We start from the raw sequence: 25,106 nt of genomic DNA, 5'->3' as shown, positions 1-25,106 counted from the left end.
CCCCCCAGCCGATCAGCCGCCCATCCGCTTCTTCAGCCGGTCGAATGAGGCCTTGAGCTCGGCGTCAGCTTGCTTCACACCGTCCGCAATCGACACTTCGCCGGCCATCATCGCCGTGTAGTAACGGATGAAGATCTTCTCGACCTCTTGGAAGTTCGCGGGCGACGGCACCGCCTTGGTGTTGGGCAGCGTCTGGTAATAGAGCGCCGCGCTCGGCGGAAAACTGAGGAACCCGGGCGTCTGCGCTGCCGCCTTGCGGCCGGGAACGCCGCCACCCTTCTCGCCCTCCTCCTTCTGCGTCTCCTCGCTTGTCAGTTCGAGGACCAGTGCCTTGGCGAGGTCGGGCTGCTTGCTCGTCTTGGCAATCGCATAGCCTCCGAAGCCGATGACCGTCGTGTCGCTGACTTTGCTCGGCGGGATGGCGACATCCATGTTGAGCTTGTTGCTCTTGGCGCTCTGGACGATCCAGTGGCCGCGGCTGATCATCGCCACCTGCCCCGCCATGAACTGGTTGTCCATCATGTCCTTGCCGGGAATGGGTGAGACACCGTCGACATGGATGAGATCGTAGAGGAACTGCAGGCTTTCGGAAACCTTCGGATCCAGCATGTTGGACGCGGTCCAGTCGTCGTTGAGCGCGCTGGTGCCGTTGGAGAAGAACCAGGGCTGGACGAAGAAGTTCTGGTTCGGGACTTCATAGCCGAACTGGGTGACATTGCCCGAGGCGTCCTTGACGGTCAGCTTCTTGGCGACCTCACGGAATTCGTCCCACGTCCATTTGCCGTCCTTCGGATAGGCGACGCCGGCCTTGTCGAACAGATCACGATTGTAGTTGATCATGATGTTGTTCCAGCCGATCGGGATGTAGTTGATGTCGCCCTTGTAGCTCGACTGCTTGAAGAGGCTCGGGGCGAAATCCGAAAAGCCGGGATTGGCCGCAACGAAATCGTTGAGCGGCAGGAACAGGCCGCGGGACGAGAAGCTCTGGAACGTCTCGATCGCCGTGCCATAGACATCGGCCTGCTGGCCGGAATTAAACTGGCTGAAGACCTTGGTGACATAGTCGCCCCAGCCGGTCGAAATCGGGTCGACGGACAGTTCGACCATGACGTTTGGATATTTCTTGTTGAAGCGCGCGATGGCATTCGTCATAGCCGACAATTCGGCTTCGCCGCCGAAACCTTGCATCTTGAGGGTCGCCTGTACGTCCGATTGCGCCAAGGCGCGACCAAAGCTTGCGCCCACGACTACGGCCGCAGACGAAACCAACAGCGAACGCCGTGTAAGAGTATGCATGCCATCCTCCCTATGCGCTTCCCGAGCGCTTTTACCTCGTCAAACTCCCAATCGAAACGTTTCGTGTCCCAAAACCGAATTCGTCCCGGATCAGTCCTCCACCGAAACCGTGACATCAAGATTTGCCTGGTCGAAACGTTTCGTATAACAGCATCTCAGGGCCGCGTTGGCAAGAGGCCCTAAGAAAAGCGAAGAACAGAAAAAACTGGAAGAAGAGCAAAGCCGGAGGAAGCATGGCCACCATCAAGGACGTGGCGCAAATGGCAGGCGTTGCGATCTCGACGGCGTCAGCCGCCCTCAACCGCTCGGCACCTGTCAGCGATGAGGTGATCGCGAAGGTCGAGGCGGCGGTGCGTGAGATCGGTTATGTGCCGCATGGTGGTGCCCGCAGCCTGCGCATGGGACGATCGCGGCTAATTGGGCTCATTCTGCCCGATATCACCAATCCGCACTTCGCCAAGGTCGCCAAGGTGGTCGAATCCGCCTGCCTTAGCGCCGGCTACATGGTGGCGGTCTATTCGACCAGCGAGGATCACGATCGCGAGCGGCAAATCCTGACGATGATGCGCATGCAGCGGGTCGAGGGGTTGATCATCATTCCGACGCGCTCGGATGCCGAGCATGGCGCGCGGGTAATCGATCAGATCCATGTCCCGACGATCCTGCTCGACAGCTTCATCGAAGGATTGCCCTATGACGTGATCAAACTCGACAATATCGCCGCCGGACGCATCGCCACCGAACATCTTATCGGCCTTGGTCATACCCGCATCGCCGTCACCGTCGGCCGCGACAATATCGTCACCGGCGAGCACCGCTTGCAAGGATATCGGCAGGCCTTGGCGGCGCATGGGCTGTCGGTCGAGCAAGACCTGCTATTGGACGGGCGCTTCGATCAGACGCTCGCCCATGACAGTACTATGGCGCGCATGCAGCAGCCCCATCCACCGACGGCGATCTTCGCCCTTTCCAACATGATGACGCTCGGGGTCCTCAACGCCCTGCACGAATTGGGCCTTGCGGTGCCGCGCGATGTCTCCGTCATCGGTATCGACGACTTCGATTTCGCCAATATCATGAACCCGCCGCCGACCGTTGTCGCAGCTCCGGTCCTGGAGATGGCGCAAACCGCGATTTCCGCCTTGCTGACTGAGATCGCTCACAAGCAGCCGCCCACAGGCGCGCAAACTGTCTTTTCGCCGCACCTGATCATCCGCAAATCCTGCGCGGCCCGGACTTTGGAAGCCGGTTGATGAAATTCAGGCCTATCGATCGAGGCGCCGACGTTATGGCACAATGAACCTGGCAACCAAGTAGCCATTGCTGTGCAGGTAGTCGAGCAGCTCCGAAAGTGGGATGAGCGCAACCAAAAGCAAAGCGTCCCGAAAGGTACTGGCGAGCGTGTAGGTCGATATGATCACCTCAGGATCATTCTTCATCCGAGAGAACTTGGGCCAAAACAACGGTGTGTTTCTGGCGTAGTTGTCATATTCGGCGCCGAAGATATGCTGAAGATAGCTCGCCTCTCGTTTTGCCGTGTAAATGAACAGGCAGAACATAATGACTGCAAACAGCAGCATGATGAAGACCGACCCGAACAACATGCACACGCCTGCTATCGACAGCATCGATGAAAAATAAAGCGGGTTCCTGGTCATTGAGTAGGGGCCGGTCGTCACCAATTGCTTGTTCTTGCGACCGCCAACGTAAAGTATGCTCCACAACCGTCCGAAAATGCCCGCCAGGATCAAAAGCAGGCCAAGCTGCTCAAGAACGACATTAGCGAAACTCGTTTCCGGTAGCTGAGGTCGCGAAAAAATGGTGAGCAAGACGAAAGCAATTGCCCCCGTCCAAAGTACGATCAGGCGGTTCTTTTGAAAGAACGGTCGCGGCGATGAATGCATGAGATGACCACCATTTGAAACGGGAGCAATTGCCTAACTGACGTTGGCCAAGGATTTTTCACGGCTCAGATCATTGGCGCGCTACCCTTCAAGTCAATCCTCGCCTGCCACTCTCTCGGGCAACTTGAGCTGCAAGAGCAAAAATCGAAAACGGAAAATGTCCGGGCGCAATTGGGACATCTCCCTATAGGTTGAGTACTTACGCCCAGTTAAGAATATGTCGAGTTAATATTCGTTGTTCTTAATATTTGGATAAAATATGACGGAAGGTTCTGGTCGCTCGGGCAACTGGAGCGGTTCAGCGCTTTATGGAAGCCCAGAACCGCTCTAACTTTTTGTTGTTACGCAAACGCGATCGTAAAACCGCTTCGCACTTTTCTTGGAATTGCTCTGAAGCGAAATACGAGCATCGACCAATGCGACTGGCCACAAATCTCACGGCCGACCGGTATCAGCGACCGTCGTGATGAGAAGATCGGACGGCCTTGCTTACGCGCGGGTCGTGCCACCACCCAGCTCGAACAGGTCCTTGAACTGACGCGGCTGGCTGCGGAGATATTGATTGGGCGCGCGCACCTGGGCTCCCAATTCTGCAGCCGCATGCCATGGCCAGCGGGGATCGTAGAGGATGGCGCGCGCCAGGGCGATCATGTCGGCGTCGCCGGTCGAGACAATCGCTTCGGCCTGCGTCGGCTCCGTAATCAGCCCGACGGCAACGACCGGCATGCGAACGGCGGCTTTGACGGCGCGCGCAAGTGGCACCTGATAGCTCGGTCCTATCGGAATCTGCTGCGCCGGGTGAAGGCCGCCGCTGGAGACATGGATCGCATCGCAGCCGCGGGCGTCGAGTAACTTGGCAAAGGTAACGATCTCGTCAACGGTCAGACCGCCCTCGACCCAATCCGTTGCCGATACCCGCATGGTGACCGCTTTATCGGCCGGGAACGCGGCGCGCACCGCATCGAACACCTCTAGCGGAAACCGCATCCGGTTCTCAAGCGAGCCGCCATATTCGTCCTCACGTCGGTTCGAGAGCGGCGAAAGGAACTGGTGCAGGAGATAGCCGTGGGCTCCGTGAAGCTGGACGAAGTCGAGTCCAAGTCGACCGGCGCGGACGGCTGACGCCGCAAAGGCATCGCGAACCCGCCATAACCCGTCGCGGTCCAAAGCGGTTGGCGCAACCCGGCCCTCGGCAAACGGCACCGCAGAGGGCGCCTCAGTTTGCCAGCCATGCGGTTTGCCTGGAGCGATCTGCGCTCCTCCAAGCCACGGTACTTCGGTCGACGCCTTGCGGCCGGCATGGTTCAACTGAATGCCAATCGGCATGTCCGACCAGCGCCGGATGCCCTGCAATGTCCGGCGCATGGCCGCTTCGGTTTCATCGCTCCATAGGCCGACATCCGCCCAACTGATGCGGCCTTCCGGGAGAACCGCTGTTGCTTCGATGGTCAGCAAGGCTGCTCCCGAAAGGGCAAGCTGGCCAAGATGGATCAAATGCCAGTCGTTCATGCATCCGTCTTCGGCCGAATACTGGCACATGGGAGCGATCACGATCCGGTTGGCCAGGTCGAGGTTGCGGACACGAAATGGGGTAAAAAGGGCGGGTTGGGCCATAGGGATATCCTTTGCGTATTGCGGTATATGTTTGTCGTTGCCGGGCATGATCGGCTCTTCTTAACATCATCAGTCGACGCTAGCGAAATCGCGGAATGACGTCCAATGCAAGCTCCTGCATGACTTCCTCTGCCGGCCGTTCGTCGCCGGTCAGGTTGAACATGATGTGTTGGGCGCCCATTTCGCGCAATGCCAGAAGCTCCTCGATTAGGCCGTTTCGGCCGGTCCGCAGACCGAGGTCGAGTTGTTGGGTTGGCGCATGGGCATTGTCTTCGAGCTGTAAACGGAGGGATGATGCGAAGGCCGGCGATTTCGCTGGGTCGGCCTTCTCTACGGCCGCTCGCCAGATCGCATAGCGGTCGCGCTGCCTTGCAAGAGGTCTGTAATAGGTCGCCCAGGCGCAGGCGTTGCGGGCAATCCAGCCGATCGTCTGTCCGGCGGACCCGACTGCCAGCATCGGGATGCTCCCGTGCAAGAGTCTGGGACGAATCTGCGCATTTGCATCGGCCGTCGCACCTGAAGGGTCGAGACGACCGTCATTGTCCAGGAGTTTGGAGATCCGCTGCCAATTCTCCCGGAACTGCTCGGCGGCACCCGATAGCTCCTGCCCGAACGACCGAAATTCTCCCGGCCGATCTCCCGAGCCCAGCCCAAGCAGAAAGCGACCTCTCGAGATGTGATCGACAGACGCCGCTCCCTTTGCCGTGTGGATGAAATGCCGCAATGGCGAGACGATGGCGCCCGTAATCAGGGTGATCCTTTCAGTGGCGACCGCGACGGCACCGAGATGAACCCAGGGATCCAGATGCTCGACCGGGTCAGGATAGTCCGGGCTGTTCAAAGGCACATCCCGGACCCATAGCGCAGTGAATCCCAGCCGGTCGGCCAGCCGTGCAAAATCGAGCTGCGCGAGTGGGTCCGGCCTGGTCTGGCCGGCGCACGTCAGGGGAAGCACAAAACCGAAGGAAAGGTTACCCGGCTTGAAGACTACTTCAAATGCCGGATGCTGCCTTGGGTTCTCCATACATACGCTCCTTCGTCGGGCATCCTAGGACCGGGCAACCGGCAGCAATGTCCGTTTCTCGATTCGACCGGTAACCGAGAAGACGAGGAGATCCGTGTTTTGACCGATCCTGTCGCCGCTCATCAATTTTACGATGTCATCGACCCCGCCGACCGGGGTACCGTCGATCACCAGAATATAGTCGCCGTCCCGTAGACCTGCGCGTTCGGCCGGGCCGCCGGGTTCCACCCGCCTGATGCGCACCGAGGTTGTTTGGCCGGTGCCAGCTTCAAGGGCGATCCTTCGCGGCAGCTCGATCGTATCGCCGGCGATCCCGATGAAGGCACGCCTGACCTGGCCGTAGCGGAGTATTTCCGAAACCACGAAGTTCGCCGTGTTGGACGCGACTGCAAATGCGATGCTCTGCGCACCCTGGATGACCGCCGTGTTGACACCGATGACCTCGCCACGCGAAGACACCAGCGGCCCTCCGGAATTGCCGGGATTGAGCGCGGCGTCGGTCTGAATGACGTCGTCCATCAGGCGGCCGCTCGCAGATCGCATCGAGCGACCAAGTGCCGATACGATACCGGCAGTCACCGTCCACTCGAAGCCAAGCGGATTTCCGATGGCGATCGCGATATGGCCCCTGCGCAGACGCTTGGAGTCCCCGAGCCGAGCCCAGGCTCCGACGCCCGAATTCGCTCGGATGAGAGCGATGTCGGTGTCGACGTCGCGCCCAAGGACGCGTCCCTCGGTAACCGAACCATCCGGCGTGGTGATGCGGACGACCTTGGCGTCGTCGACAACGTGATTGTTGGTGACAATCAGCCCGTCGGGCGAGATGGCAAAGCCGGAACCATGCCCGCCCCTGCCGCCAACCCGCTCGATCCGGCTGACCGCCGGTCCGACCGTGTCCACCGCACTCGCTATGGATTGAGAATACGCATCTATCAGTGCCCCGTCATCCGCAGGCACTATGTCCTTATCAATGAAACCCATCGTTTGATCCTCAAACAGCGGCGCCTATCGTCGCTGCCCGCCAGCGGACCGATCACGGGGATGCCTGGTTCGCCATGGCGCTGTCGTTAGGAATTAAATGGATGGGCGTCGGCCTGCGTTCAAGTCGGGATGCAAGGCGTCTATCACAGCGTCCGTTGCGGGCTATATAAATTATTATCATAATCATTGGGAAAACAGTTGTTTCAGCCGGCTCGGGCGCTTAGCCCTGTGATAATAATTCGCATCATAATTATTTTTAGCCGCTCCTGGAGATCGCGATGGCCAAGAAAACCTCTCCCCGCACGGAGGCCGCGAAACTGGCGGACTTCATGTGTTTCTCGATCTATTCGGCCAACCTTGCCTATTCGCGGGTCTATAAACCAGTCCTGGAGGCGCTTGGGCTGACCTATCCGCAATACATCACGATCATTTCGCTGTGGGAAGAGGATCGACAGACAGTCAAAGGGCTGAGCGAGACGCTGTTTCTTGAGCCGAGTACCATGACGCCGATGCTGAAGCGGCTGGAGGCCATGGGCTATCTCACACGGACACGGGACGCGGATGACGAACGCAACGTTCGGATCTCGCTGACCGATGCAGGCCGCCGCCTTCGAGAGAAGGGCTTCGGTTTCGGCGAGGTTACGATGGAGGCTTCGGGCCTGACGGCGGAGGAATTCCTGACCCTGCAGAAGGCCGTCGCCGGGCTTCGCGATAATCTTATGACAGCCAGCAAGGGAAAGCTTTGATCTCCGTCATGGCTTGTTCGATCGCACGCCGGTCGTTGTTGTGCCGGCGTGCGGTGGTAATCCTGCTGACGGGTATCGGTGCTGCGATTGGAAGGCAGATCAGGTCAAACCACGTTGATCACAACATCGATGTTGCCGCGAGTAGCCTTGGAATAAGGGCAGGTCTGGTGCGCAGCGTCAACGAGCGCTTGGGCGACATCGCGCTCCAAGCCCGGCAGGCTGACGTTGAGACGAGCCTGCAGGAAATAGGCGCCGTCGACCAGGCATAGGTCCACTTCGGCGTCGATGGCCGCGTCAGCCGGAACGGAGACCTTCATCTTGCGGGCGGCAAGGCCAATCGCACCTTCAAAGCAGGCGGACCAGCCGGCAGCGAAGAGCTGCTCCGGATTGGTACCATCGCCGGAGGTCCCAGGGGAGGAGAGCTTTACGTCCAGGCGGCCATCGGAGCTGCGCGACGCGCCGTCGCGACCGCCGGTGGTATGGGTCCTGCCGGTATAGAGTACTTTATCGGTCTGGGTCATGATATCGGTTCCTTCGAAGCGGTTGCTGGCGCCCTCATGGGACGCAATGACTGCGGACCAGCCAATGGCTGCATAAAGCGGCAGCGACGTATCCGGCATGTGTCCCGATTGAGCAGAAGTGTAACGGAGTGTGGGAGGGTGGCCGCTCTGTACATTGCCGTACAAAGCGGGGCAGCAGGCATCAGCGGTACGACATCGGGGCCTGCACTTCGCGCGGGAAGGCACCCCTGGAAATGAAAGCGAAAAACTCCTCGGGCTTGGCGCCGGAGGAGTTTTGTTTCGGCAGAGAGCTGTCGCAAGCTTTGTGATGGCCTTGTAAGGCAAAGCGAACGCTTCGTCGCCTCCGTCAGCCTTGGTTGTCTGAAACCAGAACCGGTTTCTCCCGATAGAATTGGGGGAAGAGGTTCTTCAGCTTGTCGACTTTCGGCTGCTCGTTGATCACGATATAAAGTTGGCTCGGATTGTTGGCCATATAGTCCTGATGATAGGCCTCGGCCTTGTAGAAGGGTTTGCCCGGCTCGATGGCCGTTGCGATCTTCGCCGTGAAGATGTGGGCTGCCTCAAGCTGGACGATATAATCCGAGGCGACTTTCCCCTGTTCTGCGTCGACCGGAAAGATCGCGGAGCGATACTGCGTGCCGCTGTCCGGCCCTTGCCGATCGACCTGAGTAGGATCGTGGGCGACCGAGAAGTAGATCTGCAGCAGCTTGCCGTAGCTGATCTTCTTTGGATCGAAGACGATTTCGACGGCTTCGGCGTGGCCCGTGGTTCCGGATTCCGTCAGCTCGTAGTTTGCCGTTTCCGCGCTGCCGCCGGCATAACCTGATGTCGCGCTGACGACGCCCGCGACATGCTGGAACACGCCCTGCATACCCCAGAAGCATCCGCCGGCGAACACGGCGGTTTGCGGGCCGCCTGTGTCCGCCACGTCATGCATCGCAGGCGGTACCAGCCGCGGTTCTTCGGCGGCCGACAAATTACCGAGAAGCGCCGCGCCGAGAAAACCGAGCAAACCTCCGGTCATCAGGAAGGGACGTAGGATGCCGAAACGGGTGATGAATTTGGAATAGATTGTCGTCTGCATCATTCTGGTCCTCATCCAAAGGTGAACACGTAGGCTTCGACACCGGGATCGAGGAAGCGAACGTTGAAGGTCCGTTCCTCGACGTCGCCTGCCTGGCGCACGAGTTGATAAAGGCGTGTTTCGGTGACTGCACCATTGCCGTCGGCGTCGGTATCGGCGCCGTGGCTTGCGCCGGGCGCTTTACCATCGACCGTCACTTGAAACCGCACCGGCTTGCCGTTGGTGCTGGGGCCGAGAACGAGGTGCAGGTCACGGGCGCTGAATCTGTACGTGACACCGCCGCCGGCCTTGTTGAGCGTCGCCTGCTCGGGACCGATCGTCCAATTGCCGGAAAGGCCCCATTCGTTGAGACCGGGTTCGCCGGTCGTGTAGTCCTGGGCGGTATCCCCCTTCAGACCTTCCGGAGACACGAAGTTCGAGGCCTCCTTGTAGCCGATATAGGTCTCGCCGGATCTGATCTTGCCGAGATCGGGTGCTGCTTCAGCGCCGGGCGCATTCGGCCTGACCAAGGCATTTTCGGGCATCTGGCTGCCGGCGTCGGCCAGCAGCTCCTGAATGACCTTTTCGGAGGTGTCGTATTCTCCCTCCCCGAAGACATGGTGCCTGATCTGCCCCTTGGCATCGACGAAGTAGAGTGCCGGCCAGTAGCTGTTCTGGAAGGCCTGCCAGATCCTGTAGTTATTGTCGATGGCGACGGGATAGCCGATTTCGAAGTCCTTAATGGCTCCCTTGACGTTGTCGACATTCTTCTCGAAGGCAAATTCCGGCGCATGCACGCCGATGACGACCAACCCCTGATCCCGGTATTTTTCCGCCCAGGCTTTGATGTAAGGGATGGTGCGGATGCAGTTGATGCAGGAATAGGTCCAGAAATCCACCAGCACGACCTTGCCGCGCAGTTGCTCGGCACTAAGGGGCGGCGAGTTCAGCCACGCGACGGCGCCATCCAGCGAAGGAAGCCGGCCTTCGACGGGAAGCCGGCTTTTGAAGCGAGGCTTTTCCTTCTCGGCAGCCATCATCGGTGTGTTGCTGGCGACCATCGTCGCTGCCGGGTCGGGAAGATCGGCGTTGAAATTGTCGAGAACGGCCTGCTCGAAAGTCGAGGTGCTGGCATAGGACAGGCGCGCCAGAAATCCCGTGTCGAAGCCAAGCGCAATTGCCGCAACCCCCGCAAGGACCGCCGCGCCGAGTGCCTGACGAAGTCTTTCGCCAGAGCCGAGCGAGCTCTTCATCACAGCGAAAACCCGACCGCCGATCAGAAGAGCAGCGGCGAGCGATGTTGCGGCACCCGCCGCATAGGCGAGAAGCAGCACTGTCGTGTGAGCATTCGCGCCCTGAAGAGCAGCACCCGTCAGGATCAGGCCAAGGATAGGCCCCGCACAGGGCGCCCACAGCAGCCCGGTTGCGACGCCGAGAACAAGGGAGCTTCCAACTGTGGATCGGGCGCGCAGGCCGCCGGACGAGTTCATCAGCCTGTTTCCCAAGGCGACGATCGGCCGGGTCACGACGCTGGCTGTTTGCGGCGAGACAAGAGCCACGCCGAAGATGCCAAGCAATGCAATGGCGGCGTATCTGGCATATTCGTTGGCATGGACGGCCCAGCCGCCGCCGACGGCCGCAAGTGTCGCAACCGCGGCAAAGGTCATCGTCATGCCGGTGAGCATAGGCAAACCGCTTTTGACGAAAGGCTGTCCGGTACGGGCAAACACGAAGGGAAGAATGGGAAGAATGCACGGACTGAGGATTGTCAGCACACCTCCGAGATAGGCAATGACAAGAAGTGTCATCATCGTGTCCTTTGAGGGATTGATCGGGCGCCAAGGCGCAATGGCCGACGAGCAGCCATTGACCGCATAAGAGGGAGCGGACGTATCCCGCATGTGTCCCGATCGGGCGAAAGTGTAACGAAGTGTTCGACGAGGGTGGGCCGCTACGTTCCGATACAAACGGATCGCGGTTTCATGCCTGTCAGCGGATGGAGATTTCCGCCGATAACCCACCGCCTGCGCGGTTGCGCAATGCGAGCGAGCCGCCAATCGCAAGGGCAAGCTGACCGGCAATCGCCAATCCCAATCCGGTTCCCCCGGTTCCCCGGCTTCGGGATTGTTCCAGCCGGAAGAAAGGCTGCATCACGGCGTCGAGCTGATCCTCCGGAATGCCGGGACCGCGGTCGAGCACCTTTATGAGGACTGCTCCTGTACTGTCCTTCTGCACGGATATCTCCGCAGTGCCTGCGAATTTGAGGGCGTTGTCGATGAGATTTGTCAGGATCCGCCTGAGAGCATGAGGCCGGGTGACAATGGCGCCGTCGATCTTGTCGGCGATCATCACCGCTTTACCTGTGTCCTGGTAGTCATAGGCGAGGCTCTCGATGAAGGAACCGATGTCTATGCGGGACGATTTCTCGGTGTTTCCGTGGGCGCTACGGGCATAGGCCACCCCTTCATGGACGAGACGCTCGATCTCGGCCAGGTCCTGGACCAGTTTTTCCTTTTCCGGGGAATCTTCCGCGATCTCGGCGCGCAGCTTCATGCGCGTGATCGGCGTTTGAAGATCATGCGAGATCGCCGCGAGTATCTGCACCCTCTCCTCGAGATAATGGGCGATCCGATCGCGCATCGCATTGAAGGCGCGGGCGGCATGGGCGACTTCGCTCGGCCCCGCTTCAGCCAAGCGTGGCGTCTTTTTGTTCGGGTCAAGCGCGTCCGCGGCATTGGCGAGGTCCACGAGCGGCCGGATCGCCTGCCGGACGACAAGCCACGTGCAGAGAATGAGGAGACCGAGTTGCAGGAGAAGAACAAAGGGCAGCCATTTGGCCATCGGCATGATAGGCGCAGGATTGACGTCGATCGTCAGCGGATTGCCGTCGCTCAAGGTCAGGTGGGCTTGCAGGCGCTTGCCATCACCCGGTATGGATTCGAAACTGATCGGAAAACGCTTGCCGACGGCGTCCTGTATTTTTCCGGCGATCTGCCTGCCCTGATTGCTCATGTCAGGCACGCCGGGAAGGCCGGGACTAAGCACAAACCGATAGGTTCCACGGTCGAGACGGTCCAGCCAATCGGCGCGCTCGGCTGCCGGCAACCGGTCGAGAACGGCGATCGACGTGGCCACATCGCTTTCCAGCGTGTTGAGCATCACAGTCTTGGCCGTCATATAGCGTTCCAGGAACTGGACGCTGAAGGTAAGCCCTTGCGCAAGCATCAAGCCGGCGAGAAGGATCAGAAACAGCCTCGATCCCAAGGTGCGAGGCCAAGGTCGCAGCCCCCGAAACCCTGCGACGGCGCTCATCGGCGCAGCTCGGATATTTCGACCGGCATCGCAAAAACATAGCCCTCGCTGCGGACGGTCTTGATATAGGCAGGCTCGCGCGCATCGTCGCCGAGGCGCTGGCGAAGCCGGCTAACTAATAGGTCGATGGACCGGTCGAACAACTCGGCATCACGCCCTTGCGTGAGGTTCAAGAGCTGATCCCGATTGAGGACGCGTTGCGGATGGTCGATGAACACTCGCAGCAAACGATATTCGGCACCGCTGAGGGCGATGGCCGTTCCTTGGCGATCGAGCAGGTGCCGGGCAGTCGTGTCGAGCTGCCAATCGCCAAAAGACAAGAGCTGACCGACCTCCGTCACCTGAAGATTCGGCGGAAGCATGCGGGTGCGGCGCAGGATTGCCTTGATGCGGGCCAGAAGCTCGCGTGCGGCAAAGGGTTTTACCAGATAGTCATCCGCTCCCATCTCCAGGCCGATGATACGGTCCGTCTCGTCATCGCGCGCCGTCAGCATCAGGATCGGCGTCGACTTGTGTTTGCCGGCGCGCAGCTCTCGGCAAAGAACCAGACCGTCGTCACCCGGCATCATCACGTCGAGGACGATGAGATCGACCGCGTTCGATTCCAGGAAGGCCCGCATGTGCCGGCCGTCGGCAGCCACGGTGGCGCGCAGCCCGTTCTTTTTGAGATAGCTCGAAACCAGCTCGCGGATCTCACGATCGTCATCGACGATCAGGATATGGTCGATGTGATCCATCGTCGGGGTGCCCTTTTTTCCAGGATGACGCTTTAGTTCCTCAACGGCCGCCGCGGTCCGTTTCCAGGACTTATAAACCGTTTGATTGGAATCTAGTCAAATGCCACGGCTGATTGAATTGTTGCGCCGGCAAGCCCTGTGGTTTGCCAGGGATATGCATCGGATGAGCAAGGCTGCTCTTAAGTCGCCGGACGCGCATTCTATGCTATCGCCCGGCGGGCCTGCTGGGGAGATTAGAAACTGTCGACGTCGATGATCGCCTGCGCGAATGCCTGCGGCGCCTCCTGCGGCAGATTGTGGCCAATGCCCCCCTCGATGGTCCGGTGCGCATATGGGCCCGAGAATTTGCCGCGATAGACTGCAGGATCGAGATGCGGAGCCCCGTTGGCGTCGCCTTCCAGGGTAATCGTCGGTACGGTGATCACCGGAGCCTTCGCCAGCCGGGTTTCCAGGTCGTCATATTGCGGCTCGCCCTCCCCCAGACCCAGTCGCCAGCGATAATTGTGGATGACGATGCTGACATGATCCGGATTGTCGAAGGATGCCGCGCTGCGTTCGAACGTCGGCTCGTCGAAGTTCCACTTCGGCGATGCGATCTGCCAGATGAGCTTAGCGAAATCGTGCCTGTATTTATCGTAGCCTGCCTGGCCGCGTTCCGTGGCGAAATAATATTGATACCACCACTGCAGTTCAGCTTTTGGCGGCAACGGCGTCTTATTGGCGTCCTGGCTGCCGATCAAATAACCGCTGACGGAAACCATGGCCTTGCAGCGCTCCGGCCAAAGTGCTGCGAGAATATTGACCGTACGTGCACCCCAATCAAAGCCGCCGAGAATCGCCGTTTCGATTTTCAGCGCGTCCATCAAGTCGATGATGTCGACGGCGACGACCGACTGCTGGCCGTTGCGAATCGTATCATCGGAAAGAAAGCGGGTCGTGCCATAACCGCGCAGATAGGGAACGATCACGCGGTAGCCCTGTGCTGCCAGCAACGGAGCGACGTCGACGAAACTGTAGATATCGTAGGGCCAGCCGTGCAGAAGAATGACCGGTGGACCATCGGCAGGCCCGGCCTCGGCGTATCCGATATTCAGCACGCCGGCCTCGATCTGCTTGAGGGGACCAAACGATGTATTGGTGCCTGGCTTGACCGCAGGTAGGGCTGTCGGCTTCGTTTTGGCCGATTGTGCTTCTGCAGCCCCGAACACGCCGAGCTGCGTGAGGGCGATGGTTGCGGCCGCGGTGCCAAAAAACCGGCGGCGATGATGGTTGATTTCTTCCGACATTTATTTCTCTCCAATAGAACCCGGCGTCGCCATGAAGAAACCGCTTCCATGTATCCGTGATGTGTCGCGATCCGATCGGCTTTGAATGCCGATGTAGCTTTGAGGCGTCCGGATACAATTGATTACAAACGGCAGCGTCATTGTGGTCAGCCTTTGCACCTGCCTGACTGAACCTGCGACAGCCATCTTTACGCTGCCGGAGCTGCAAGCGGAAGCGATCTTCCCAATCAGAATTCAGAGAGCCGGGAGGCAGTCCCGTGCGGCTCGCAGCAGAGATATCCAGCGAGCGGTGCGCCGGAAATCGCGTCGACAGGTACATCTGGAATCACGCTGCTTGAATTGAGGCTGCGTTTCCAGGTGGTTGTCAGAGATTGCGGCATTCCGGAAAAGTTCGGAAATCTTCTCCCGTGCATGGGGTGCCGCGCTCCCTTGTTGCGGCCCGATGTTCCCCGCGGGGAACTCCACTTATTTCGTGCCCGACCAAAAGTTCCCCGCGGGGAACACCGCCGAACGGCAGTTGCCAGCGACAATAGAATCGCGCTACCTCTTTATCTACGCCAAATATCGGTAATTTCGGCATTCTGCGTAACTACGCGGCCCTTCATGAAACGGTAACCATCGAGGCGCTTAGTCTTAGTACTCCTGGCCAAAACGGAGAGAGCCGTGACACGACATTTAAGCAGCCTCGCCTTCATGCAGACATTTTCCGCGAAGCTGGACGTCGCGTTGGGCAATCTCAATCTCGCCCAATATCCCCCGGATGCGCGCCGCACTATGCGCAAGTTCACCTCCTCCGAAGTTGCCGCACTCCTCAACGTCACCGAGGCCTATATCCGGCAGATTTCGCTGAAAGATCAGGGCCCGTCTCCCGAAATCGCAAATGGCCGGCGTTTCTACTCGATGGAGCAGATCCTCGAACTCAGGATGCATCTCGCGCAAAATGGCCGCAAGAAGCGGATGAATCCACGGCGGGTGGAAGGCGAACAATGCCAGATTCTGGCCATAACAAATTTTAAGGGCGGTTCCAGCAAGACGTCCACCACGATCCATCTCGGCCATTATCTCGCGCTGAAAGGATATCGCGTGCTTGCGGTAGATCTCGATCCCCAGGCATCATTGACCACTCTTCATGGAAGTCTGCCCGATTTCGATTATCGCGACGGCGACACGCTCTATTCAGCCATTCGTTTCGAAGATCCTGTTCCAGCCGAACAGGTCATCCATCAGACCCACATCGCGGGGTTCGACGTTATCTGCGCGGGTCTTGAACTGACGGAATTCGAGACCGCAGTTGCCTTGGAAATGCGCAAATCCGGCGGCACGAGCTTCCTGCTGCGCGTGTCGCAAGCACTGGAGCAGGTCACGGATCGCTATGACATCATTTTGATGGATTCGGCGCCGTCGCTGAACTTTCTCACTCTGTCGTCTCTCACGGCGGCGACGGGTGTTTTGATACCCGTTCCCGCCCATATGCTCGATGTCGACTCGACGGCAAAGTTTCTGGAGCTTGCCGGATCCTACATGCAGATCCTCGAGCAGGTCGGAACCACGGCGCAATGGGACTTTGCCAAGTTTCTGATCACCAAATTCGAACCGAACGATCATCCGCAAGCGAATATGACGGCGCTGATGCGGCAGGTCTTTGGCGAAGATCTTCTTTTGAATTCTGTAATCAAGTCGACTGCTGTTGCAGATGCCCTGACCTGGAAACAAAGCCTTTACGAGGTGCAGCGGGCGAGATTCTCCGCGCCGAAGACCTATGACCGGGCAATCGAATCGATCAATGCCGCGAATGCCGAAATTGAAGAGCTTTTTTGGAAAGCATGGGGGCGCGAATGAGCAGAAAAGATTCCAAAGGCATGTTCGCAAACGTCCTGGTCGGGCTCGGCCAGGAGGCAGCGTCTGCTGCGCCGCTCGCGACATCGGCGTCTCCACATCTCCTCAAGGTCGCGGCCGGCGTTCGGCAACTCCAAGAGCGCGGCGAACTTGCCGACAAGCTGCTCCAAGGTGCCGATCATATCATCGAACTTGATGTGGATGCGGTTTTGCCGTCGCACATACGCGATCGGTTCGACGGCGCCTACGATGCCGACAGGCTCCAGGATCTCCTACAGTCCATGCGTGAGCACGGACAGACCACACCCGGCATGGTTCGGCCGTTCGGCGGGGAGGGGGGCAAGTTTCAGATCGTCTTCGGTCGACGCCGTCTTGCTGCCGCAAAGCTTCTCGGCGTCAAGTTCAGAGCAATCGTGCGTGATCTGTCGGACGAACAGGCGATCGTCATCCAGGGCGAAGAGAATGCCAATCGCGATGACCTTTCCTTCATTGAAAAATGCGTTTTCGCTTTTGGTCAGGAAGAAGCAGGGTTTAAACGCGAAGTGATCTGTGCGTCGCTGGCGACCGGAAAGTCGCACATCTCCGAGATGCTTCAGATCGCAAAGACGTTTCCGCAGACCGTTCTGGCGGTCATTGGCTTTGCACCGCAGACCGGCAGGCGGCGCTGGGCGCAACTGGCTGAGCGTTGGGGCGCAAATCCTGATGCCGCAAAGGTCGCGGAACGCGTTTTGGCGGAACCGGCTGTTCAGTCGCTTTCCAGCGACGACAGATTTGCTGCCGTGCTGAGTGCGGTTTCGATGGCCAAGGTGCCGTCCGTAGCCTCTCCGGACCGCGTTCAAGAAGTCGTTTCCAAGGGAATGACCCTTGCCGTGGTAAATTACGCCAAGACGGGAACCAAGCTTACATTCACGAAAGCCGTCCCCGACGATTTCGTAAACTATCTGCTGCGCCGAATCGAGGGATTGCACGAGGACTATCTTGGCGAATCCCAAAAGGCGAGGCGGAACCAGACCAAATAGGAAAAAGCCCCGGTAGCGGAAAGGTCACATTCCTTGCTGAGCGTAAGTGGATCTGGACATAAGGCAGAGAGAGTGCTTGGCCGACGACCATATTTCGACGACCTGGTCGTCATTTGACAGGATCAGGAAACGACATGGCGCCGGAAACGGACGATGAGGAAAAAATTGATGCGACCTTTCGCAACGGTTCGTTGACCGCCGTTGGGATCATTACCGGTTTCTCGCTAAGCTTCATCAATAGCTGGGTTTCCAATCCGAACGACTGGGGTCGCATCGATATTCTGCCGATGACGTTCATGGTTGTTGGCATAGCCCTGCAGGTGAAAGTCTTCGCCGATCTGCTCGCGAGGGATTCGCTGCGGGCGGTCAAATACGACCGCGCGCGCCGTCTTTTTCTGATTGGAGTGCTCATCGTGGCGGCAGGGATCGCAATCGCTCTCGCAAACGACATCCTTGGCATCAGCAGTCAGAAAATGCTTGGCTAGACTGCTTCTCGATGGCTGGAAAGACGTCTCTTCAGGCCTGATTGGTCAGCCGTGCTATAGGCGACGAAGAGCGATATCGCTTGTTATCACCGATTTTCCAGTTGTTGGATCGCGGTCGATCGTTCGCAGATTGAGGCTGTTGCCGCCAAGTTTTTGTATCGCCATGTCCGCCGTCCGGTCGCCGTTGACGTCTTTTGACCAATGAACGGCAAGATCGATGGTATTGCCCTGGCGCCTTCCGGACAGTCCGGAGCGCCCACCGGAAGGGCCGACATACACGCCGCTATAGCGCGCCCCACTCACCTTAAGATCCGCGGAGATCGCACGGCTCATCACGAGCAAGCCCCGACAATTGCCGCGCATGGAGAGCGAAGATGTGGTCGCCATTGATGCGAACGTACAGGTGACGTTGATCGGCGACATTCCGATCCGCCTGATGACGGTTCCCGTGCCAGTCCAATTTCCCTGCAGAGATTGCAGGAAACCGCTCTCGTCGGCCGCGGACAAGCTGGGTAAAAGGCCAATGGATAAGGTGAGGAAGGCTCGCGCGAAGAAAGACATGGGAAAACACCTCGATGTCGAACTAGCCTCAACGCCTACCTTGCTTGCAAGTTCCAGGAAGTTTCGTGTGGAGTTCACGGATTCTGCCGTTAGACTATATTTTCTTGTTGGAGATCGACAAGCCGCCGCCTTTGTTAGCTCTTCAAAATTTAATTTTGGGCTCATCTACGGCTGTTAATACTGCATCCGGCGGTGCCGCGAGATATAGTTCCCATTCCGTTTGGGGTAGCGCAGCCAAGCACCAAGCCCAGACGAAATATAGCCTTAGCAGAATGCCGAACTAGGTCTTCCAAGTCATGGAGCGGTTAATCAATGGCTCATATCATCATCATCAATCCGCGTTTCGAAATCTCCTATTGGGGCATGGAACACGCGCTTCCGTTGTTTGACGTAAAAGCGAACCTGCCGGTCGCCTGCCTTCCTCTGCTGGCGGCGCTAACGCCTGCCGAACATACCGTTACGCTCGTGGATGAGAATGTCGAGCCGATCGACTACGATCTGTGCGCGCAAGCGGATATCGTCGCGCTCACGGGCATGATCGTCCAACGGTTCCGGATGAAGGAGATTTTAACGAAGCTAAAGCGGTGCAATTGTTTCACCGTCGTCGGAGGACCGTGGGTCACCGTCAAGGAAGACTATTTCGACGGGCTTGTCGATGTCACATTCATCGGCGAGGCCGAAGAGACCTGGCCGCAATTCCTGCTCGAATGGTCGGAAGGCCGTCATGTCAGGCGCTACGAACAAGCCGACAAGACGGATATGAGCAAGGTGCCGATCCCGCGTTTCGATCTGTTGAAAATGGATGAATACGCGCTTGGCAGTCTCCAGTTCTCGCGAGGCTGCCCGTTCACCTGCGAGTTCTGCGACATCATTGTCGTGTTCGGGCGAAAGCCGCGGATCAAGTCCAGCGCACAGATCATCGCCGAGATGGAGGCATTACTGTCCGCCGGAATCGACACGGCGTTTATCGTCGATGACAATCTCATCGGCAACAAGAAGGCGATCAAGGAGGTCCTGCGCGACGTCGTGGCCTGGCAGGAACGCAACCACTATCCAATGACATTCCTTACCGAAGCCTCGATCGATCTTGCCGACGATGACGAGCTGATGCAGCTCATGGTCGATGCCAATATCCGTATTGTCTTTATCGGCGTCGAGACGCCGAACGAAGCAGCGCTGCGCGAAACCAAGAAGCTCCAGAATCTCAGAAAAGGCGGGACGATGCTGGAGAAGATCCACACCATCCAGCAGACCGGCATGGAGGTTTGGTGCGGCATGATCTTGGGTTTCGATAGCGACGACACGACGATCTTCGAAGCCCAACGTGTCTTCATCAAGGACGCACGGATCGTCAGCGCCATGATCGGCATGCTGGCTGCCATTCCCAAGACGCCGCTTTATACTCGTCTCGAGAAGGAGGGGCGGCTTGATCACGACGACCCCCCAGCTTTCGGGACCAACGTCATTCCTCTCAATCTCAGCCGGGAAACCCTGCGCGACGGCTATCTTGCCGTGTTGAGCGACCTTCACCAACCTGCGGCCTATTTCGACAGGCTGGACGCGCTCTATCTCGATGCCCGTATCCAGCCTGAGCGGTCGCGCCTGCGCCATCTGCGCCGCCATCCCATCCGCTTGATTACCTTAAATCTAAAGTGGGCTTTGGAAGCCGCGGGCATTTTGGTAAGATTGATGCGCCTGGTACAGGAATCGGACCTGCGCAATATCTATCGCCAACGCCTCTGGAAACTCCTGTTGCGTCGCCGCTCTCCGGTGATTGTGCAAACCTATGCCATCAAATGCGCCATGCATTATCACGCGCACAAGATGGTCCAGCAAATGCAATCCGGCGGCAACATCGTCAATTCGTTCTAGCCGAAAAATCTTAGGGTTAGCGCAAAGGACTCCGATTCGATCGCTGTCGACCCCTTAAGAGCCGGTCAAGCGGTTGCGCGGGTCCGATAAGCCGTGAAAGCCTCCATCACATTTGCTTCGAAGGCCCCGGGCGAGGAACCGGCGTTATCGAGCTCCGCATGGTCCCAGCTTCTGACAATACGGCCTTCGGCCAGGAACAGTGCCCGGTTGCAAAGGCCGGGCACAGCTTCGACGATGTGAGTTGAAAGAATGATGGCATGACGGCCAGTGGCCGCGAGATCACGGATCATCTGTTTGCATTCCCAGGCCGAAACCGGATCAAGCCCGTTCAGGGACTCATCGAAAATCAGAAGTGGTGGAGCGCCCAGGAGCGCCGCAAGAATGGAAAGCTTGGCGCGCGTTCCAAGCGAATAGTCCGCGATGGAACTATGCAGCCAAGGTCTAAGCCCCAGTCCATCAAGTGGTTCAGCGACGGGAAACGCCGTTGAAGAGCAACCTCGTATGGACGCCACCAATTCGAGATATTGTTGGCCCGAAAGTGCCGACGGCAAATCCGCGGCATCGATTGCCAAGCCGAACTGTGACTTCGCCCGCACCGGTTCGGCGGCTAGATCGACGCCGTTGATTGTCACCGTGCCACCGAGAAGCCTTATCTGTCCGGTGACCGCCTTAAGGAGCGTGGATTTACCAGCCCCATTGGCGCCAAGAAGGCCGAGCACATCACCCAGGCGCATCCGCAGGTTGATGTCGGTGACTATTGGTCTGCCGCCATAGCCGGCACTGAGATTGCGTACACCCAGAATGCTGTTCGACGGATTATCCACGGTAATACCTCTGCCGGGCTCTATGCCAAAGCCAGAATGTAAGTGCGGCGAAACCCAAGAGGACGGAACGGCCGAATTCGGACGTTTCGTAACTGGCATAGGCTATTGCGGCGAGGAAGCTCAGCGCCGCGGCAAGCGGTGACGTCACGAAATAGGCCGCGAAGGCGGCATAGGAAGCGTTTAGCAGCAAAAGCCAGCAGCCGCTTGAGCTGGCCGTGATCCAGGACGAAGGTTCGGCTGCCAGGGCCGCGCCCGCCGGCAAGGCAAAGAATAGCGCCGACAGTAGCGACGGCAACCGCAATAGCCTCAGCCAGACACGGGTGTAGCCGGCCGGCTGCGTTCTGAGTACCGGGGAGGCGAGCGGATGGCAGCGCAGGCTAAGCATAAAGACCAGAAGACCGCCGAGCATGGCAGCAACGGCGGCGGGCCCCTCCTGATGCCTGGAAAAGCTCGCGCCTATCGAAAGGATCGTGGCCGAACAAAGCACAATGGCCACCACGGCAGTGCGTACGCTCAATCTTATGCGGCCTGTCTGTAGACCCAATGCCCAGCTGCCCAGCCATCTTGGCCTCGAGCTGTCGAGATGTCGCACTAAAGGCGGACGAAGTCGTTCGACATCGGTCCGCCCTTTCGAAAACGCCTCATCGGCAAAAAACTGCCTGGCAGACCATTGTTGGCACAACAGGCCGAGGCAAAAGCCGACCGCGAATAGGAGGCTGGTTGTTGTGCCAATACCGATCGCATTTTGGATGCCAATCAAGAGGCAGGATGCGGCGACTGCTCCTCCGACGATCATAGCAACTGGGGTGCCGATGATCAGTGCCGCCACACTGGCCATACGGCGGCGCGACCCTGACGAAAGCGGCAAGGCACTCAGGAACGGTGAAATGGCGCGTGACCAGGTCATCGTGCAGATTGCAAAACCCGCTCCGATCCCCAGAGCAGCCGCGGCAATCGGAATGCCGATGCCGAAGACCTGTTGCTCCCGGCGCAGCAGCTCCGCCCATTTGCGCAGAGCGACGACAACATCGATGATGCCATAGGCGATGAGCCCACCGCCGCCCAGAAATATCCAACAGAGATCACGGACCCGCAGAGACAGGAGACTGTTTCGCACTTCATGCCAAAGCAGGATCAGGACGAGCCGGTCATGCCTCATTCTCTAAGCCTCCGCAGTTCTGCGCGATTTATGGGGCGCCACCTTGCCGCAAGTGGGGCAAAGACGCCTGATTTGTGATGACAGTTGCGCATGACCATAACGGCGCAATTTGAGGCTCTCAACCACCCGCAGCAGCAGGGGTGCACCGTTTGCAAGTGTTTCGTCAATGAGCTGCAACGATTTATGGCCGTGCCAGGTCGCCAAACGTTTCATCCGTTATGCGGCCACGAAAAGCGGAAGCTCGACGGTGATGCGGGCTCCGCCCTTCGGTGCATCGCCGATGGTTACCGTGCCTTCATGCGCCTCGATGAGATTGCGGACAATCGCAAGGCCGAGCCCGGCGCCACCTGTATTCCGGCTGCGGGAGGTTTCGATGCGCACGAATGGCTCCAGAAGGACGTCCCGAAGCTCCGGGGGAATGCCGGCCCCCTCGTCATCCACCGTCAGGACCAGTTTCTCCTGTTTGGCGCGCAAGCTTAAATGGGCGCTCCCACCGTATTTCAAGGCGTTGTCCGCAAGGTTGGAGACCACGCGACGCAGGGCGAGGCGGTCGCCAAGTACAGTCGCGGCGACGGCATTTTCGTCGATATGGACATCTATCATCGCTCCTGCGGCACGGCGGTCCTCAACTTCGGCGCGGACGAGTTCATCGAATTCCAGAAGTTCTTCCGCAAGCTCGCCGGCACCGGCGCGACTGGCGAGAAGCGCATCGTCCAGCAGCCGGATCATGTCGGAGATATCACTGATGGCCCGATCCCGTTCCGCACCTTCCGGGATGAGATCGACGCGCAGGCGCAGACGCGTGGCGAAGGTGCGGACATCATGGGAAATCCCGCCGAGCATGGCCATGCGGGACCGCAATAGCTGCGACAGGCGGGTCTGCAGGCGATCGAAGGCCGCAATCAACGCGTGGATTTCCCCCGCGCCGGAGCGCACGCGGGGCAAGCTGATCGGCACTCCGGCAAGATCGATGCGGTCAACGGCGCGCGCGAGCTGGGTCAACGGCCGCGTTTCGCGATACATGGTGATAAGCGCAACAAGAGCAACCAGTGTCCCGAATATGCCGGCACCAAGCCCGACCGGCAGCCCAAGCGGCGAGATGGCCACGGGACTCTTATTGTCGACGATGAGGGTGCCGCCGGTTTTCAAGGCGATGCGAAATTCGAGGAAGGTTCGCACTCTGGCCGAAAGAAGGGCAATTCGCGGCCTGTTGCCCGGGATCGGCACGGACGCGACCGTGAAGGCACGGCCATCCAGGTCGGGCGCGTAAGACCTCATAAGCCTTTCATCGATCTCGGCCGGTTCGCCGGTACTATAGGTGCGGTCCGCGTCATTTTCCAATCTGACATCGAGAATGTTCGATCGGAGAGCGTCGACGACGAGAAGCCGCCGTTCATCCGGCGTCTGCTCGATGAGCTCGGCAATCGCAGCGATCTGCCGTGGCGCCGGACGAACATTTTGACCCTCCAGATTGTGCGAGCGATAGTAGTTGGCGATCGCGAACAACCAGACAGCCACGAGAGCGATAACGATGATCATCGTAATGCGGCCGGCGACGCTGAGATGGCGCATCACGACACCGTTTTGACGACTGCGGTGAAAAGATAGCCGCCGTTGCGGACTGTGCTGATCAGCTTCGAATCCGGGCTCGCGGCGTCAAGCTTCTTGCGGACGCGCGAGACCAGCATGTCGATGGTGCGGTCAAAGGGATCGGCCGCACGTCCGCGCGTCCAGTCCAGGATCTGGTCGCGTGTCAGAACACGACGCGGTCTCTGCACGAAGCATGCCAGCAAATCGAATTCGGCGCTGGTGAGCGTCAATCCGACGCCGGTGGTGTCCGTCAGCTGCCGGGCATCAAGATCGACGATGAAGCGGTCGAAGGCCAGGCGACGCGATGGCAGCGCAGGCGCCTTGGCATTCGCTCGCCGGAGCAAGGCCCGGACACGGGCGAGCAGTTCCCGCGGGCCGAACGGTTTCACCAGATAATCATCGGCACCCATTTCCAGCCCGACGACGCGATCGATTTCATCACCCTTTGCGGTGAGCATCAGGATCGGCAAAATGTCCGCTGTCCGCAGGCGGCGACAGATCGATAGCCCGTCTTCTCCCGGCAGCATCAGGTCGAGGACAATGAGATCGGGTCTCGTCCGCGAAAGGACTTCATCCATCGCGACGGCATTTTCGGCCTCTTCGATGTTAAAACCCTCAGCACCAAGTAAAGCCCCGACCAGCCGGCGAATGTCCGGATCGTCTTCGACAATAAGAATGGTGGCTATATTTGTCTCCATGGCCGATTTGTCAGCGATTGAGGCAAAAGAAGCAAGGCTTTCGGCCATATTTTACAAACTGTTACAAGCCGCTGACGAAATGCATAAAAACAGTACATTGGAAACAAACGTCGCTTACGTGGAGCGCGCATTCTGCTTGGCATCGGTCCTGCCATTCGGCGGTGATCTCAGTTCGACCAAGTGGTCGGAACGGGTCCGAGCACGCGGTCGCGACCCCTATGTATCCAAGGAGGATAACGCGATGAAGAAGTTTCTCACCCTGACTGCCGTCGCAGCCCTTTTCTCGGTGGGCGTTGCTGCTGATGCCAATGCCTGGACGCGTGATGGCTGGGCTTACGGCTGGCGCGGAGTGTCGCACTTTCATGCGACGGGCAGCTGTGCCAACGGAACATGCTCGCGTCAGGCCACAGCGACCGGACCTTATGGGCGAACTGTCAGCCGCCAGGGTTCTGTTTCGTGTGCGGGCGGCGTTTGCACGGGCAGCCGTACGACCACGGGGCCTCGGGGCGGCACGGTTACTCGCCAAGCGACCGTATCGCGCTGAGGCAGAGGCACCGGGCGATTGGCCCCCAATAAGC

Annotated in this window: 23 protein-coding genes; 7 read left to right on the top strand and 16 right to left on the bottom strand. The window is 58.9% G+C overall.

Annotated elements, in window-relative coordinates; translation table 11 throughout:
* Positions 1 to 12 precede the first annotated feature (12 nt).
* On the bottom strand, positions 13 to 1,296 hold the full coding sequence (locus FHT86_RS13360; RefSeq protein ID WP_133707294.1) for an ABC transporter substrate-binding protein: 1,284 nt from the start codon (positions 1,294 to 1,296) through the stop codon (positions 13 to 15).
* 233 nt (positions 1,297 to 1,529) lie between these two features.
* On the opposite strand from FHT86_RS13360, the gene FHT86_RS13355 reads away from it, so the two are divergent.
* Positions 1,530 to 2,549 carry a LacI family DNA-binding transcriptional regulator gene (locus FHT86_RS13355; RefSeq protein WP_133707293.1) on the top strand — a complete coding sequence of 340 codons (1,020 nt, stop codon included), beginning with the start codon at positions 1,530 to 1,532 and terminating at the stop codon, positions 2,547 to 2,549.
* 33 nt (positions 2,550 to 2,582) lie between these two features.
* Here the strand turns inward: FHT86_RS13355 and FHT86_RS13350 are convergent, their stop codons facing one another.
* The 4 genes from FHT86_RS13350 to FHT86_RS13335 form a co-directional block, all read right to left on the bottom strand.
* Positions 2,583 to 3,200 carry an isoprenylcysteine carboxylmethyltransferase family protein gene (locus tag FHT86_RS13350; RefSeq protein ID WP_133707292.1) on the bottom strand — a complete coding sequence of 206 codons (618 nt, stop codon included), beginning with the start codon at positions 3,198 to 3,200 and terminating at the stop codon, positions 2,583 to 2,585.
* Positions 3,201 to 3,689: 489 nt separating this feature from the next.
* Positions 3,690 to 4,814: an NADH:flavin oxidoreductase/NADH oxidase gene (locus FHT86_RS13345; protein ID WP_133707291.1), complete on the bottom strand. Its 1,125-nt coding sequence runs from the start codon at positions 4,812 to 4,814 to the stop codon at positions 3,690 to 3,692.
* A 79-nt stretch (positions 4,815 to 4,893) separates the two neighbouring features.
* Positions 4,894 to 5,838: a TIGR03571 family LLM class oxidoreductase gene (locus FHT86_RS13340; protein ID WP_133707290.1), complete on the bottom strand. Its 945-nt coding sequence runs from the start codon at positions 5,836 to 5,838 to the stop codon at positions 4,894 to 4,896.
* 24 nt (positions 5,839 to 5,862) lie between these two features.
* Entirely contained in the window at positions 5,863 to 6,819 is a 957-nt protein-coding gene (locus FHT86_RS13335) for a S1C family serine protease (protein WP_133707289.1), read from the bottom strand.
* Positions 6,820 to 7,097: 278 nt separating this feature from the next.
* Between FHT86_RS13335 and FHT86_RS13330 the strand changes: the two genes are divergently transcribed.
* Positions 7,098 to 7,565, top strand: a complete 468-nt coding sequence (locus tag FHT86_RS13330; protein ID WP_133707288.1) for a MarR family winged helix-turn-helix transcriptional regulator — start codon at positions 7,098 to 7,100, stop codon at positions 7,563 to 7,565.
* A 104-nt stretch (positions 7,566 to 7,669) separates the two neighbouring features.
* On the opposite strand, the gene FHT86_RS13325 is transcribed toward FHT86_RS13330, so the two are convergent.
* The 6 genes from FHT86_RS13325 to FHT86_RS13300 form a co-directional block, all read right to left on the bottom strand.
* Positions 7,670 to 8,086 carry an organic hydroperoxide resistance protein gene (locus FHT86_RS13325; RefSeq protein ID WP_133707287.1) on the bottom strand — a complete coding sequence of 139 codons (417 nt, stop codon included), beginning with the start codon at positions 8,084 to 8,086 and terminating at the stop codon, positions 7,670 to 7,672.
* Positions 8,087 to 8,432: 346 nt separating this feature from the next.
* Positions 8,433 to 9,170: a peptide-methionine (S)-S-oxide reductase MsrA gene (msrA, locus tag FHT86_RS13320; protein WP_183868819.1), complete on the bottom strand. Its 738-nt coding sequence runs from the start codon at positions 9,168 to 9,170 to the stop codon at positions 8,433 to 8,435.
* A gap of 11 nt (positions 9,171 to 9,181) precedes the next feature.
* Positions 9,182 to 10,957, bottom strand: a complete 1,776-nt coding sequence (locus tag FHT86_RS13315; RefSeq protein WP_133707286.1) for a cytochrome c biogenesis protein DipZ — start codon at positions 10,955 to 10,957, stop codon at positions 9,182 to 9,184.
* A 181-nt stretch (positions 10,958 to 11,138) separates the two neighbouring features.
* Positions 11,139 to 12,461 carry an ATP-binding protein gene (locus FHT86_RS13310; RefSeq protein ID WP_133707285.1) on the bottom strand — a complete coding sequence of 441 codons (1,323 nt, stop codon included), beginning with the start codon at positions 12,459 to 12,461 and terminating at the stop codon, positions 11,139 to 11,141.
* Positions 12,458 to 13,198, bottom strand: a complete 741-nt coding sequence (locus FHT86_RS13305; RefSeq protein ID WP_133707284.1) for a response regulator — start codon at positions 13,196 to 13,198, stop codon at positions 12,458 to 12,460. The genes FHT86_RS13310 and FHT86_RS13305 overlap by 4 nt, the downstream gene beginning before the upstream one ends.
* Before the next feature lie 233 nt (positions 13,199 to 13,431).
* Positions 13,432 to 14,484 carry an alpha/beta fold hydrolase gene (locus tag FHT86_RS13300; protein ID WP_133707283.1) on the bottom strand — a complete coding sequence of 351 codons (1,053 nt, stop codon included), beginning with the start codon at positions 14,482 to 14,484 and terminating at the stop codon, positions 13,432 to 13,434.
* Between the two features lie 663 nt (positions 14,485 to 15,147).
* On the opposite strand from FHT86_RS13300, the gene repA reads away from it, so the two are divergent.
* The 3 genes from repA (at position 15,148) to FHT86_RS13285 (ending at position 17,824) form a co-directional block, all read left to right on the top strand.
* The gene (repA, locus tag FHT86_RS13295) at positions 15,148 to 16,323 is read left to right on the top strand and encodes a plasmid partitioning protein RepA (protein WP_133707282.1); all 1,176 of its coding nucleotides are present in this window, start codon (positions 15,148 to 15,150) and stop codon (positions 16,321 to 16,323) included.
* The gene (repB, locus tag FHT86_RS13290; RefSeq protein ID WP_133707281.1) at positions 16,320 to 17,339 is read left to right on the top strand and encodes a plasmid partitioning protein RepB; all 1,020 of its coding nucleotides are present in this window, start codon (positions 16,320 to 16,322) and stop codon (positions 17,337 to 17,339) included. Before repA ends, repB begins: the two co-directional genes overlap by 4 nt.
* A gap of 134 nt (positions 17,340 to 17,473) precedes the next feature.
* Positions 17,474 to 17,824 (top strand): hypothetical protein, encoded by a 351-nt coding sequence (locus tag FHT86_RS13285; protein ID WP_133707280.1) that lies wholly within the window; start codon positions 17,474 to 17,476, stop codon positions 17,822 to 17,824.
* Between the two features lie 54 nt (positions 17,825 to 17,878).
* Here the strand turns inward: FHT86_RS13285 and FHT86_RS13280 are convergent, their stop codons facing one another.
* Complete coding sequence (locus FHT86_RS13280) at positions 17,879 to 18,385, bottom strand: hypothetical protein (RefSeq protein ID WP_133707279.1); 507 nt, start codon at positions 18,383 to 18,385, stop codon at positions 17,879 to 17,881.
* Positions 18,386 to 18,697: 312 nt separating this feature from the next.
* On the opposite strand from FHT86_RS13280, the gene FHT86_RS13275 reads away from it, so the two are divergent.
* Positions 18,698 to 20,257, top strand: coding sequence for a DUF4070 domain-containing protein (locus FHT86_RS13275; RefSeq protein WP_133707278.1), 1,560 nt, complete (start codon positions 18,698 to 18,700; stop codon positions 20,255 to 20,257).
* Positions 20,258 to 20,322: 65 nt separating this feature from the next.
* On the opposite strand, the gene FHT86_RS13270 is transcribed toward FHT86_RS13275, so the two are convergent.
* From FHT86_RS13270 to FHT86_RS13255, 4 genes are all read right to left on the bottom strand, one after another.
* Positions 20,323 to 21,081 (bottom strand): ABC transporter ATP-binding protein, encoded by a 759-nt coding sequence (locus FHT86_RS13270; RefSeq protein WP_312862315.1) that lies wholly within the window; start codon positions 21,079 to 21,081, stop codon positions 20,323 to 20,325.
* Positions 21,074 to 22,240, bottom strand: coding sequence for a hypothetical protein (locus FHT86_RS13265; RefSeq protein WP_133707276.1), 1,167 nt, complete (start codon positions 22,238 to 22,240; stop codon positions 21,074 to 21,076). The genes FHT86_RS13270 and FHT86_RS13265 overlap by 8 nt, the downstream gene beginning before the upstream one ends.
* A gap of 216 nt (positions 22,241 to 22,456) precedes the next feature.
* A complete protein-coding gene (locus tag FHT86_RS13260) occupies positions 22,457 to 23,812 on the bottom strand; it encodes an ATP-binding protein (protein ID WP_133707275.1) in 1,356 nt (451 codons plus the stop codon).
* Positions 23,812 to 24,528, bottom strand: coding sequence for a response regulator (locus FHT86_RS13255; protein ID WP_133707274.1), 717 nt, complete (start codon positions 24,526 to 24,528; stop codon positions 23,812 to 23,814). The genes FHT86_RS13260 and FHT86_RS13255 overlap by 1 nt, the downstream gene beginning before the upstream one ends.
* Between FHT86_RS13255 and FHT86_RS38030 the strand changes: the two genes are divergently transcribed.
* On the top strand, positions 24,527 to 25,072 hold the full coding sequence (locus FHT86_RS38030) for a hypothetical protein (protein WP_246779503.1): 546 nt from the start codon (positions 24,527 to 24,529) through the stop codon (positions 25,070 to 25,072). The two genes, FHT86_RS13255 and FHT86_RS38030, sit on opposite strands and share 2 nt — an antisense overlap.
* Positions 25,073 to 25,106 lie beyond the last annotated feature (34 nt).

Origin of the sequence: Rhizobium sp. BK313, assembly GCF_014193655.1 — a bacterium.
Taxonomy (GTDB): Bacteria; Pseudomonadota; Alphaproteobacteria; order Rhizobiales; family Rhizobiaceae; genus Rhizobium.
The sequence above is the reverse complement of the archived record's forward strand: the minus strand, read 5'-3'. Positions and strand labels throughout refer to the sequence as shown.